The organism is Candidatus Saccharibacteria bacterium oral taxon 488 (assembly GCA_005697215.1).
Taxonomy (GTDB): Bacteria; Patescibacteriota; Saccharimonadia; order Saccharimonadales; family Saccharimonadaceae; genus Nanosynbacter.
Genome location: CP040003.1, coordinates 600,599 through 612,905 on the forward strand (window position 1 = coordinate 600,599; position 12,307 = coordinate 612,905).

Annotated in this window: 12 protein-coding genes; 1 reads left to right on the top strand and 11 read right to left on the bottom strand. The window is 51.4% G+C overall.

Translation table 11 applies throughout. The annotated features are described in order from the left end of the window. Positions 1-5: 5 nt before the first annotated feature. Genes FBF24_03190 through FBF24_03200 form a run of 3 tightly spaced genes read right to left on the bottom strand, consistent with a single transcriptional unit; the run spans position 6 to position 1,581 of the window. Entirely contained in the window at positions 6-821 is an 816-nt protein-coding gene (locus FBF24_03190; GenBank protein ID QCT40876.1) for a hypothetical protein, read from the bottom strand. Between the two features lie 18 nt (positions 822-839). After that, complete coding sequence (locus tag FBF24_03195; protein ID QCT40877.1) at positions 840-1,208, bottom strand: hypothetical protein; 369 nt, start codon at positions 1,206-1,208, stop codon at positions 840-842. Positions 1,209-1,254: 46 nt separating this feature from the next. After that, positions 1,255-1,581 (bottom strand): hypothetical protein, encoded by a 327-nt coding sequence (locus FBF24_03200; protein QCT40878.1) that lies wholly within the window; start codon positions 1,579-1,581, stop codon positions 1,255-1,257. Positions 1,582-1,659: 78 nt separating this feature from the next. Here FBF24_03200 and FBF24_03205 point away from each other — a divergent pair, with 78 nt between their 5' ends. Beyond that, positions 1,660-3,078 (top strand): threonine/serine exporter family protein, encoded by a 1,419-nt coding sequence (locus FBF24_03205; protein ID QCT40879.1) that lies wholly within the window; start codon positions 1,660-1,662, stop codon positions 3,076-3,078. A 14-nt stretch (positions 3,079-3,092) separates the two neighbouring features. Here the strand turns inward: FBF24_03205 and FBF24_03210 are convergent, their stop codons facing one another. The 8 genes from FBF24_03210 to gatC are packed head-to-tail and all read right to left on the bottom strand — an operon-like array spanning position 3,093 to position 12,302. Beyond that, positions 3,093-6,860, bottom strand: coding sequence for a DNA polymerase III subunit alpha (locus FBF24_03210; GenBank protein ID QCT40880.1), 3,768 nt, complete (start codon positions 6,858-6,860; stop codon positions 3,093-3,095). 58 nt (positions 6,861-6,918) lie between these two features. Continuing rightward, on the bottom strand, positions 6,919-7,263 hold the full coding sequence (locus tag FBF24_03215) for a hypothetical protein (GenBank protein QCT40881.1): 345 nt from the start codon (positions 7,261-7,263) through the stop codon (positions 6,919-6,921). Then, positions 7,250-8,158: a UTP--glucose-1-phosphate uridylyltransferase gene (locus FBF24_03220; GenBank protein ID QCT40882.1), complete on the bottom strand. Its 909-nt coding sequence runs from the start codon at positions 8,156-8,158 to the stop codon at positions 7,250-7,252. The genes FBF24_03215 and FBF24_03220 overlap by 14 nt, the downstream gene beginning before the upstream one ends. Next, positions 8,155-8,727, bottom strand: a complete 573-nt coding sequence (locus FBF24_03225; GenBank protein QCT40883.1) for an NUDIX hydrolase — start codon at positions 8,725-8,727, stop codon at positions 8,155-8,157. The genes FBF24_03220 and FBF24_03225 overlap by 4 nt, the downstream gene beginning before the upstream one ends. Next, positions 8,727-10,229, bottom strand: a complete 1,503-nt coding sequence (gene gatB, locus FBF24_03230) for an Asp-tRNA(Asn)/Glu-tRNA(Gln) amidotransferase subunit GatB (protein ID QCT40884.1) — start codon at positions 10,227-10,229, stop codon at positions 8,727-8,729. Before gatB ends, FBF24_03225 begins: the two co-directional genes overlap by 1 nt. Then, entirely contained in the window at positions 10,226-10,645 is a 420-nt protein-coding gene (locus FBF24_03235) for a hypothetical protein (GenBank protein QCT40885.1), read from the bottom strand. Before FBF24_03235 ends, gatB begins: the two co-directional genes overlap by 4 nt. Further along, a complete protein-coding gene (gatA, locus tag FBF24_03240) occupies positions 10,645-12,015 on the bottom strand; it encodes an Asp-tRNA(Asn)/Glu-tRNA(Gln) amidotransferase subunit GatA (GenBank protein ID QCT40886.1) in 1,371 nt (456 codons plus the stop codon). Before gatA ends, FBF24_03235 begins: the two co-directional genes overlap by 1 nt. After that, positions 12,015-12,302 carry an Asp-tRNA(Asn)/Glu-tRNA(Gln) amidotransferase subunit GatC gene (gatC, locus tag FBF24_03245; protein QCT40887.1) on the bottom strand — a complete coding sequence of 96 codons (288 nt, stop codon included), beginning with the start codon at positions 12,300-12,302 and terminating at the stop codon, positions 12,015-12,017. The genes gatA and gatC overlap by 1 nt, the downstream gene beginning before the upstream one ends. Positions 12,303-12,307: the final 5 nt, after the last annotated feature.

The window sequence follows — 12,307 nt, forward strand, 5'->3', positions numbered from 1 at the left end:
AACAGTCAAGCCTTACCGACAATGCCGCTTAGTACGCCATCCAGTTCACCCTGAGCAAGTCGTACCGCCCACTCTTGACGCTCAAGGAATGATAGCAATCCAGCCTTTAGCCCAAACCAGCCTAACTTTTTTCTAGCTTCGGCAACTTTTTTTGATTGTTCCCTGAACGTATAATACTGGTCGCGACAATCTTGCGGAATATCTGAAATTTTGCGGTTTGGCATTATAACTTTTATTAACTCCTCGACTTTTTCTTTGTCTTTTGGACGCCAGCCGGTAATTGAACGACATCCGTACGCTCCTAATTGAGCAATTGGATTAAGGATAGCACATACTGTCTCGCCATCTCTCTTCACAAGCCACTGATCAAGACTAGATAAAGGAATTTCCGTCTCAATACCGCCAAGACGCCAGTATAGACGACTTTCTTCTTCTCCTTCAACAGCAACATAACGATCACCAACAAAATCAAATATACCACGACGATTTTCTTCGTATGGATTAAGTCCAAAGGTTGAAATTACTAACTTATCACCGATAGCATCGGTCATTTCCTGCTGGCAACCCTTCACAACAACCTTATCTGTGCTTTGCACTAATGTATCAAGGTCTCGCACCGTGCCGTTATCACGTAGACGCGGTAAATCCACGTCATCAGGCAGACAAACGACATGATTATCCCAATCAATTTCGGCAGCATTGGTAACTGCATGTAGACCCAGCCCGCCGACAACGTTATACGGAACTTTGCGATCTTTCATTCTGTCATGAATGCTGTGTTCTACCAGCAGTGGGTATATATTTTCTGAAACTTCACTCATACTATAGTCCTTGTCCGCCTATTGTAAATCATTTGCCTTAGTTATATCAAGTAAATACCCTTCCAAAAACTCACTCCACTCCGGCACATTCTTTTCGCGGAAATAGGCACGTAAGAAATCAACCATAACGTACTGACGCTTCCCTGCTTCTATTCGCCCGGGCTCCGTCAACATCAAGCCTTTTAATTTCAGTAATTTTTCAAAAAAGTGATTAATAAAGCCGTCGGTATCATGCGTGTTGCCGTTAATGTCGTATTCTTCCGCCGCCAGATTAACATTTGGCCAAACCGCGGGGTCAAAAATCCGCCCACCGTGATGGCAGGCATACATCAACCCTCGCTCAATCCCAACCGCACCAATAGCATCGCACATGTCAGCGTCAGACACCAGCTGCCCCGCCAGCCGCCGCGGCTGCTGGCCGTTCAGCCGTTTGCTATAACCAATCGCCGCAATATTTTCTTTCTAATACCGCCTGGCATAAGTCAGCGGCCACTCCCGCCTCCGCCATACTATTGACCGTGTTCGTCAATTTCTCTGCCTGCGCTTTGCCGACTAATTTGTAATCATCAACGTCATGCAACCAAGCCGTCAATAGCACTTCGTACAGGTCTACCGGCTCATTACATTCGCTCGCAAAACGTTCCGCCAGCAGCGCCACTCGCTCAACGTGATCATCAGCATGGCCTGATGGATCGCCGCCTAATATATCACGCACTTTATTTTTTATTGTCTCAAGTTGAGCTATCTGCCGTTCGTCCATAAGCTTATTGTATCACCCATGCAGGTCTCGACCCACTAAACTATTTTCATTTTAGCCAAGAGGCGCTATAGTAGTGATGTGAAAACAACTGTCAAAAGAAAAGTACCTGAATTTATCAAGCGATCACTGGGACGAATTCCACGATTACCAACGCCAGAACCCATTTGGCAATTAGATAAAATCGACGAGAGCCTGACGCCAAATATGCGAGCGCTGCGGATGACAATGACAATCGCCGAGGAACTACTGGCGATGGGAGTGGCCGCACGGGACGTCGTGCATATGGCGTTGGGGATCACCGGCACGTACTGTAGGCGACGGGTTCATATTGATATCAGCTCAACGCTCATTACCATATCTCAAGATCGCGGTACCGAACGTGAACCACTCACATTAGTGCGGACGATTACCTTAAAATACGTTAATTACCAGACAATTCAGGCATTGCAAAACCTCGCCCTCACAATCCGTGACCATCATTTACCACTGGCCGAAGCTGAAAAACGCACTGAGGAATTATTAGCAGGCTCACGAGAGCACTCGCGCTGGATCGTCTGCCTAGCAGGCGGTAGCGTGTCAATGGGCGTGGTGATTTTATTTAACGGCTCGATCCTGATGAGCGGACTGGCGTTTGTGATGGGCTTTGTGGCGACGGCGACGATGAGGATTCTGGACAAATGGGGCCTCGCAACATTTTACCTCCAAATCATTACCGCACTCCTAATCACCCTGGCGGCGGGCGCTGCCCAGTGGCTGAATGGCTGGCTGGGCTGGCAGGTTGATACAACAATGCTGGTGATCAGCGGTATCGTGTTGTTGGTGGCAGGACTGATGATCGTCGGTGCTTTTCAGGATGCGATTGATGAATATTATGTAACAGCAAATGCCCGACTGCTGCGGGTAACTATGGCGACGATGGGTATTGTTGTCGGTGTAATGACCGGGCTATATATTATTCAGCGATTTGGGATTAGCTTTCCGGCTACACCAGATCGGCTGGGGCTAGCAGCAGACATACGAGCGCAATACTTAGGGGCATTGATCATTGCCGCTGCTTTTGCAGCAGGCAATCATGCGCGCCTATTCGGGATGCTGATCGCTGGTGGTATCGGCGTCTTGGGGTGGTGGATATCGAGTGCACTCGTTGGGCCGCTCGGAGTCGTTATCGCAAGTGGCGTTGCTGCAACAGTTGTTGGACTGATGTCGGTGCTATTATCCCGACTATGGCGCTTTCCTTCAGTGGCCATTATCGCTGCTGGCATCGTGCCGCTGGTGCCGGGCTTATCGCTCTACAACGGCTTGATGGGGGTGATCGAAAATCCACCGACCGACCCTGAATTTTTACTGTCCCTAGCGATATTGGCGCGAGCTATCATGATCGGCGTGGCCATCGCGATCGGCGCGTCGCTTGGTAATATGGTCGGCCGACCAGTACGGCGCGGTATGATTCGCTGGTATAATGAGCTCCTGCGACGACGAGAGATAAAAGTTCAATAAAGTACGCGCAAATTTTATTTCAAGACTACACACTCGTCGCCCAGTGTCTGACGCAGCTGACTCATGAGCTGATCGCCAGCCTCAACACGAAACGGCATGCGCATGGCAGACTTATTTGCCTCACCCAGCACCAACACCACGTCAGTCGCACCAGCGTATTCGGAGCAGAGCGACTTGAGTGCTACTAGTTTATCATGGTCGCTCGGGTTTTTGATATGAAGAAATAGCTTTTCTGTCTCGGGCACGGCGTGCGTGGCTGCTGGATGCGGTGGCGTGTTTGTCGTGTCGGCCGGTGTTGACTTCATGTTCGTCCCTTTCGCTGTCGATACTCGGGCTGCGCCTGCTCGCTGAGTCGTTTGAGTTCGAAATGCCGTACGCCGCTCTTGCTTGACCTTGCTACTCATCTTTGGCGCTTCCATTTTACGGCCAGTCGACTGATACTGCCGGAGGTCATCGTCAGAAATCAGTTCAATTTCATCAGCAATCATCTTGCTCTCTGATCCCAAATTACCATCCCGATCGCGGGCTGAGTTTTTGCCGGTCACCCGAATGACAGCGTCCTGGACGAGCTTGGCGCCGACTTGCTCATACAAATTCGGAAAGACGATAACTTCGCCTTCGCCAAACTTATCTTCGATCCCAACGAATGCCATCTTGCTGCCTGACTTGGTAACGATGGTGCGCACGGTCGTGATAATACCGCCGATCGTCATCAGGCGACCGTCGTATTCTGGCACTAACTGCGTTAATGGCTGCGCCTGCTCGCTGAGATATGTTTCATACGCATCGAGCGGATGCGCCGAAATATACAACCCCATCAGCTCGCGCTCCCACATCAACCGCTCTTTGTTGGTATGTTTGGCCGGCGCTGGCTGTAGCTGCATCGTTGGCTGAACATTAGCCGACTCATCACCAAGCATACCAAATAGGTCAGTCTGCCCCGACGCGGCCTCTTTCTGAGTTTTTTGAGCAAAGGCGACAATGGTATCAAGATTAAACAATAAATCAGACCGATCACCAAAGCCGTCAAAGGCACCAGTTTTGATCAGCGACTCCCAGGCCTTGCGGTTAAACTTGCTGGTCGACACTCGCTTGGCAAAATCTTCGACCGACTTGAACGGGCCATCAGCCTCGCGAGCACGAATAATTTCTTCCACCGCGCCGACACCAACGCCCTTGACCGCCGCCATACCGAAACGAATCTTCTTTTCACCAGGCACCACCGCGAACTCGACAAATGATTCATTAACGTCCGGGTTGAGCACTTCAATGCCCATGTGCTTACACTCGGTCATCTCGATGGCCAGGCGCTCAGTATCATCCTGGTCACTGGTCATCAGCGCCGCCATGAATGCGTCAGGATAATGCGCCTTGAGATACGCCGTCCAGTAGGCGATCAGGCCATAACACGCCGCGTGCGACTTATTGAAACAGTAGTTAGCAAATTCTTCCAGCGCGTCCCAAAACTGCTCAGCGATTTCCTTAGTCGCACCACCAACCTTGACCGCGCCTTCGACAAACTCTGGCTTGACCTTTTTCATCAGGTCAATTTTCTTTTTACCCACTGCTTTACGCAAGGTGTCGGCCTGGCCGCCGGTAAAGCCGCACCACTCTTTGGAAATCTGCATAAATTGCTCTTGATAAACCAAAATTCCATAGGTGTTTTTCAGCGAGTTTTCCATACCGGGGTGCAAGTAGGTGATTTCTTCTTCGCCGTGTTTACGCTTGATGAATGAGTCGATAAACTGCATCGGCCCCGGGCGGTACAAGGCCACCATGGCGATGATGTCTTCAAAGACGCTCGGCTTGAGCTCGCGCAGGTACCGCTTCATGCCGGCCGATTCTAGCTGAAACACGCCAGTGGTGTCACCGCGCTGGAATAATTTGTAGGTTTCTTCATCATCCAGCGGCAGCGTTGATAAATCTATTTCCGTTTTATAGACTTTACGAATAATACGCAGAGCGTTGTTAATGATGGACAGGTTAGACAAGCCCAAAAAGTCCATCTTCAGCAGCCCGAGTTCCTCAACCGGGCCCATTGGATACTGCGTTGCCACCACACCCTTTTGCGCCATCTCGAGCGGTACGTATTTCACCAAATCATCCGGCGCGATCACCACACCAGCAGCGTGCACACCGTGCGAACGAATCGTTCCCTCCAGCCGCGAGGCAAAGTCATAGACGGTTTTGGCGGTTGGATTACTTTCGTATTCTTTCTTGAGATCAGGGTCTTCCTCCAGCGACTTTTTGATGGGTACATGACGACCCTGCACAGGTGGCGGAATGAGCTTGGCCAGCCGGTCCGACTCGCCATATGGTACCTGCAGCACCCGCGCCACATCACGCACCGAAGCGCGCGCCGCCATGGTGCCAAAGGTACAGATGTTAGCCACTCGTTCTGAGCCATATTTCTTGGCACAATATTCGATCACCTCGCCGCGGCGCGTATCTTGAATATCGATGTCGATGTCGGGCATGGAAATACGGTCGGGATTGAGGAATCGCTCGAACAGCAAGTCGTAATGCAGCGGATCAAGGTCGGTGATATTCAGCGCATAAGCGATGATTGAACCAGCCGCCGAACCACGTCCCGGGCCAAAGATAATTCCTTGGGATTTGCCCCAGTTGATAAAATCCTGAACAATGAGGAAGTAGCCGTTATAACCCATGTTGTCGAGCACACCAAACTCCATGTCCAGTCGCTCTAGCTGCGCCTCTGATAACTTGGCTCGCAGCTGATCATTCGGGAGCTTCTTCGCGTCCTCCAACTTCATGCCAGCGTACCGTACTGCCATACCGCTATACACCAGATGATCCAGATATTCTTTTTCGGATTCACCGTTTGGCGTTGGAAATTTCGGGATGAGAATATCACCCAGTTTGATTTCCACGTCACAGCGGTCGGCGATGGCTTTGGTATTGGCAATTGCCTGAGGATTGGTTGTTTGCCACCGCGAAATGATGTCTTCTGGCGTCGTCAAATGCAGCTCAAAATCCTTCAAGCTCATCCGCTTTTCATCACTCAAATACGCACCAGTACCGACGCACAGCAAAATCTCATGCGCTTCTTGGTCTTCGTGATTGAGGTAATGGCCGTCGCTGGTCACCACACACGGAATGTCTAGTTCCTCGCTGATACGCTCAATGTAATCATTGACCTTTTTTTGCTCCGGCCAGTGACTGCGCGCCTCCGGGTGGCCATGGTCTTGCAGCTCCATGTAGTACCGATCGCCAAAGACTGACTTGTACCAGCCAGCAATTTCCTTGGCCTTTTCATAATCATCATTACGCAAATTCTCACCCAGCTCACCACCGATACAGCCGGACATACAGATGATGCCTTCATTGTATTGCTCGAGTAGCTCGTGATCAATACGCGGTTTGTAGTAGACGCCCTCAAGATTAGCAATGGTACTGAGCTGCATCAGGTTTTGATAGCCCTTGTGGTTCATCGCCAGCAGCGTCAGGTGATAGCGTGCCTTGTCCTTGGCGGGGTCACGGTCGTGACGAGTGCGCGCCGCCACATAGGTTTCGATGCCGATGATTGGCTTGATACCAACATTCTTGGCCGCTTTATAAAACTCGATCGCGCCCGACATCGTGCCGTGGTCAGTAATGGCACAGGCCTCCATGCCCAGTTCCTTCACACGAGCCACCATGTCAGGAATTTTAGTCAGCCCATCCAGAAGCGAATGGTGGGTGTGATTATGGAGGTGTACGTAATCAGACGGCTGCAACGCGGCCGCGGCTTGGACTGAAGCTGTCGTATGTTTGGTAGCCATTATTTATTGCGCCTCCCTTGTGGGCGCCACCTCCTCTTTCTCCACCCAGTATAGCATGCTAGCGCCGCCGCTGCATGGTATCAATCAGCTGGTTGAGAAAATCCGCCAGCGCCGGAAAGACGTCGGCAAACCGCCCCAGCAGCCAAGCCGACACCATGATCAGTACCGTCACGCCCACAAGGCTACCCATGCCAAAGAAAAAGCCGCGCCAAAAGTTTATCCAATAGATCTGCCGCCGCGATCGATGAAAATCAAAAAACAAATCTTCGATCACTGCCTGCCGGGCGCCGTTTTCATTGTCACGCTTGATGCGATGAATGGCTCGGCGGGCTACCGAGGGACGTGGGTCGGCGGCCTTCTTGTCCTCATGGCCACTTTCTCTTGACGATTTAGTTGGCGCCATTTTCCTCAAGCTGCTTGACTAGATATTCACGAAGGCTCGCACCAAGCTTCGGATCACGCATGCCAAAATCGATCACTGTCTTGAGATACTCTAGCTTGTCGCCAGTGTCATAGTACGTGCCATTGGTAATTTCCACGCCATAAAAACTATGGCCGTCATCAATCATACTCTGCATAATCGGCTGCACTGTAAATTCGCCGTGACCATCAAACGTATGTTTGGCTTTTTCGAGATAGCTAAAGAACTCGCCCGGCAGCAAATAGCTACTGACGCTTGCAAGATCGGACGGAGCATTGGCCTTACCTGGCTTTTCAACGATGTTTGTCATCTTGATCACGCCGTCAGCAACCTGCTCACCGTTAACCACACCGTAGCGATCAAATTCAGCATCATCAATAATCTTCTTGCACGATAGCACCGCGCCGTCTAATTTTTGCGCCGCAGTGATCATCTGGCGAAATCGGCTAGGGCTAGCAGCGATAAAGTCATCCGCAAACGTATAAATAACCGGCTCATCACCATTGATCAAATGTGCGGCGCAGGTCAACGGCGTGGCATTGCCGTACGGGCCTTTCTGGCGGATATAGACAAAGTTAGCCATTTCTGACAAATTATTCACGATGTCAATCAGTGGCTGCTTCTTGGCGCCGCCCGCCCGCAGATTGACTAGCAGCTCCTCGTTCGGCCTGTCAAAATGATCCTCAATTGCTCGTTTGTTGGCGCTACCGATGATAATGATATCTTTGATGCCGGCCTCGACTAATTCCTCGACGACGTATTGGATAATCGGCTTGTCGATCAGCGGCATCATTTCTTTTGGCATGGCCTTGGTCTGCGGCAAGAACCGCGTACCGAAGCCAGCGGCGGCGATGATAGCTTTGGTTGGTTTTTTCATGATAGTTCCTCCTGTCGTAGGTTATCTAAATAATCAAACAAAAGTGCGAATGGCCCTGTCACACATAAATCACCCGCCCGAGCAATGGCAAACAACTCTGCCGCCGAAACAAACCGTAATTCAGCGCCTTGGCTGCTTTCAGCTTCATCAAGGTGGATTGCATCTTCATTGTACACGCAATCAGTCGCCAAGTACACTGCAATCTTAATGTTAATGTACGGGCCCTCATAGCATTCACCAATATATTCAAAGTGCCCCGGTGTACAACCAGTCTCTTCCACTAGCTCACGCCGCGCCACTGTCTCTACTGATTCACCCGGCTCCCCGTCACCGCCGGGAAAATCATAGAGCCATTTTTCTGGACCAGCTCGAAACTGGTAGGTCATAGCGATCTTGCTATCCGTCGTCACTGCCACCACCAACACTGACACTAATTCCTCAGAAAAGAAGGTTGTAAACTCATGCTGCTCACCATCCTCTGCTTGATACCGCTTGATGACGGCCGAACGCTTGAACGCCTCGCCGACTGTTTGCGTGGTGGTTGGCTGAATACGCGTGAATGTTTTCATTACAGTCGCTCTCGGATTAGTTTCTGGGCGAGACTCGGGTTGGCCTGGCCCTTAGAGCGCTTCATGACTTGACCGACGAGGTAGCCGATAGCTTTGTCTTTGCCCGAGCGAATATCAGCGATGGATGCCGCCGAGGCTGGGTCATTCAATACTTCGTCAACGATGGCTGCGATCACCCCCTCGTCAGATACCTGCAGCAAGTTCTTGATTTGAGCAATCTCACGCGGCCCCTGTCTGAGATATTGTCGGTCGAATAGACTAAGGAAAATCTCCTTGCCGCCAGTTGAACTGACCTCGTTATCCTCGACGAGCAGTGATAACTCTGTCAACCGACGCGGCCCGACATAGCCCTCTCCGATGAGATCCATATCAATCAACTCCTCCGGCGTCGAAGCAAACCAGTTAAAGATCCGCTTGACCAGCCGCTGATATTTTATCTTGTCAACTCCCAGCTCATCAAGAACAGCTTGCTCGTTATGCACCGTCAGCGTCTTGATAGCGTCAAGCAATATCGCGAGCGGCTGATGGCCGAGGATCGTCGTAATCACCGAATGATCCAACCCCAGATCAGCCCAACGCTCGCGGCACTCGCCCGGCATCAGTGGCATATATTCCTGCATACCGGCGATTTCCTCGTCAGTCAAAACAATCGGCGGGATATCCGGATCAGGCATGTAGCGATAATCCTGGGCATCCTCTTTCGAGCGCTGCGAGGTAGTAATTTGCTGGTCATCGCTCCAGCCGCGAGTTTCCTGAACCACTGGTTCGCCGCGCTCCAATAGGTCAACTTGGCGTTTGAACTCGTATTCAGCGGCACGCTCGACGCTGCGGAATGAATTGAGATTCTTCACTTCCGCCCGCTTACCGAGCTCGGTCGCGCCTTTCTTGGTCACTGAAATATTGACGTCAAAACGCATGTTGCCGTGGTATAAATCGCCGTGCGTGACGCCAGCATACACCATCAATTTGTGCAGCTCCGAAGCGTATGCCCTCGCCTCCTCGGCAGAATGCATGTCCGGCTCAGAAACAATTTCGATCAGCGGCGTACCAGCGCGGTTGAGGTCGACCAACGAGTACCCGTCGTGGTGCGTCAACTTGCCAGCATCCTCTTCCATGTGCGCGTGATGAATCCGCACCCGTTTGAGCGAGCCGTCTTCCAGCGGCGCGTCGACATAGCCAGCCAAAATGATCGGTTGGTACATTTGCGATGTCTGGTAGCCCTTTGGCAGGTCAGGATAGAAATAATGCTTGCGATCAAACCGGCTAACGCGGGCAATCGGCGCATTCAACGCCTTACCAGCACGCACCGCCAACTCGACGGCGTGCTTATTCAGCACTGGCAGCATGCCAGGCAAGCCAAAATCAATCTCGTGCGTTTTTTCGTTTGGCTCAGCGTCGCGAGCGTCGTTATCAGCCGGACTAAACAGCTTGGTTTTGGTCGCCAGCTGGACGTGGCACTCAATGCCAATGGTCATTTCGTACTCATCATATACACTCATCATAACGCTCCCAAATCTTTTAATGCTTGTTCAAAGGCGGCCATTGCCCGCTTGAATGTCTGGGTGGTGATGGTGACCCGACTTTCGTGGGCAATTTGATTACGCAGCTTATGCGCCGACCAAACCGCGTCCTCATTCGTCCACAGACCATGCCGTGCCTTGAGCCGCTCACCCATCGTCGTACCGCTAACGCCGTATTCGCGCATCGCCCGGTCGAGCAACTTGTCAGCTTTGATAATCGCCATTTGCAGACTGTCGGGGTTGTTTGTATCAGCCACCCGCTGCACCGCCTGCCAGACTTTTCGGTATAGTTCCCGGTCGAGCTTCTCCGTTTGTTTTGACGTCAACTGAATGAATAGCATCAATAGGCCACCGATCACCAGCGCCGCTACCACCAGTGCGATCAACAATCCATCCATCAGATGACCTCCACTTCCGCCGCCAGTTTCAGCAGGCTTCCATCCGAACGGTAATTACCAACTAGCTGCACGCCGATCGGTAAGCCCTCGTCGTTACTTCCAGCCGGCACGGAAATTGCTGGCAGTCCGGCCAGGCTGGCTGGTACGGTCATAATATCCGCTAGGTACATTTTGATCGGATCATTGGTATTTTCACCAAGTTTGAACGCTGGCGTTGGTGCTGTCGGCATTAATAGCGCGTCGTACTCAGCAAACAATTCCTTAAACTCGTTAATAAGCAGCGTACGTGCTTTCTGCGCCTGCATATAATAGGCGTCAAAAAAGCCGCTCGACAATACAAAGCTACCGATCATAATCCGCCGCTTATTCTCCGTCATGAAACCTTCGTTACGGCTGCGGCCGTACAATTCCGCCAGCGTTTTTACCTCAGCTGCCCGGTGACCATAACGCACGCCATCATAGCGCGCCAGATTTGATGATAATTCTGCCGGCACAATAATATAGTACATCGCCAGCGAATATTGCATCATGTCCAGATTCACTTCTTCAATTTCATAGCCCAGCTGCTTCAATTTTTCAGCATAGTCGAGGGTTTTTTGGCGAACTGCCGCGTCCACATCGTCAGTCATACATTGCTTAACCAAACCAATCTTTTTCTTGGTAAAGCCTGGCTGGTTCTGCCAAAAGTCCGGCAGTGTCGTCATATCCTTGTCGTCGCGGCCCGCCATGATTTCCATCACCAGATTAGCATCATCAGCGTTCGTGGCGAAACAACCAATGGTGTCCGTGCTTGATGCCATGGCTACCACGCCGTAACGGCTGACTGCGCCGTAGGTTGGCTTGACACCGACCACGCCGTTAAAGCTGGCAGGCTGACGAATCGAACCGCCAGTGTCTGTTCCCAGCGCAAATGGCACCACGTCAAGCGCCGTCACCACCGCCGAGCCGCCCGACGAGCCACCGGCTACTCGGGTTTTATCTACAGCGTTTTTGGTTGGACCAAAGGCTGAGTTTTCTGTCGAACCGCCGTGAGCAAAGGCGTCCAAGTTCGCCTTGCCGATGCAAATCGCACCTTCGACCTCTAATTTTTCAACCGCTGTTGCCTGGAGCGGCGCCTCAAAATTCTCGAGCATTTTTGAAGCAGCAGTTGTCGGTGCGCCAAAGGCCAAGAAATTATCTTTCACAACAAATGGCACACCAGCCAGCCTGCCAGAAATTTCACCCCCATCAACCTTGGCGGCTCGCTCCAGCGCCCGCTCTTCTGTCAAACTCAGCAGTGCATGATATTTTTCAACTTCGCGCGCCCGTCGTAATGCTTCTTTAACATTTTCGACTGCGCTTTTCCCGGTAAAATCACTAATCCTACTCATTACAATACCTGCGGCACTTTCACTTGATTATTCTGTTTCTCAGGCGCCATCTCAAGCAGCTTTTCTGCAGGAATACCCGGCTGAACCTCATCTTCGCGCCAGACATTCTCTAGTCCCGTCACTTGATAAGTCGGCTCTATGCCCGCTGTATCAAGCTCACCTAGCTGCTTAATGTAGCCAATTATATTTTCCAAATCCTGGCGCAGTCCATCAACTTCATCATCGGCCAAAGCCAGACTACTCAAACTCGCCAAGTGCTGAATATCACTGGTAGAAATAGTTGTCATGCAGT

Bases quoted from the DNA above. Each gene is read 5' to 3' on its own strand.
- FBF24_03220 (QCT40882.1), bottom strand. From the start codon at position 8,158: ATGAAAAAACCAACCAAAGCTATCATCGCCGCCGCTGGCTTCGGTACG.
- FBF24_03235 (QCT40885.1), bottom strand. From the start codon at position 10,645: ATGGATGGATTGTTGATCGCACTGGTGGTAGCGGCGCTGGTGATCGGT.
- FBF24_03215 (QCT40881.1), bottom strand. From the start codon at position 7,263: ATGGCGCCAACTAAATCGTCAAGAGAAAGTGGCCATGAGGACAAGAAG.
- gatC (QCT40887.1), bottom strand. From the start codon at position 12,302: ATGACAACTATTTCTACCAGTGATATTCAGCACTTGGCGAGTTTGAGT.
- FBF24_03210 (QCT40880.1), bottom strand. From the start codon at position 6,860: ATGGCTACCAAACATACGACAGCTTCAGTCCAAGCCGCGGCCGCGTTG.
- gatB (QCT40884.1), bottom strand. From the start codon at position 10,229: ATGATGAGTGTATATGATGAGTACGAAATGACCATTGGCATTGAGTGC.
- FBF24_03200 (QCT40878.1), bottom strand. From the start codon at position 1,581: ATGGACGAACGGCAGATAGCTCAACTTGAGACAATAAAAAATAAAGTG.
- FBF24_03225 (QCT40883.1), bottom strand. From the start codon at position 8,727: ATGAAAACATTCACGCGTATTCAGCCAACCACCACGCAAACAGTCGGC.
- FBF24_03190 (QCT40876.1), bottom strand. From the start codon at position 821: ATGAGTGAAGTTTCAGAAAATATATACCCACTGCTGGTAGAACACAGC.
- gatA (QCT40886.1), bottom strand. From the start codon at position 12,015: ATGAGTAGGATTAGTGATTTTACCGGGAAAAGCGCAGTCGAAAATGTT.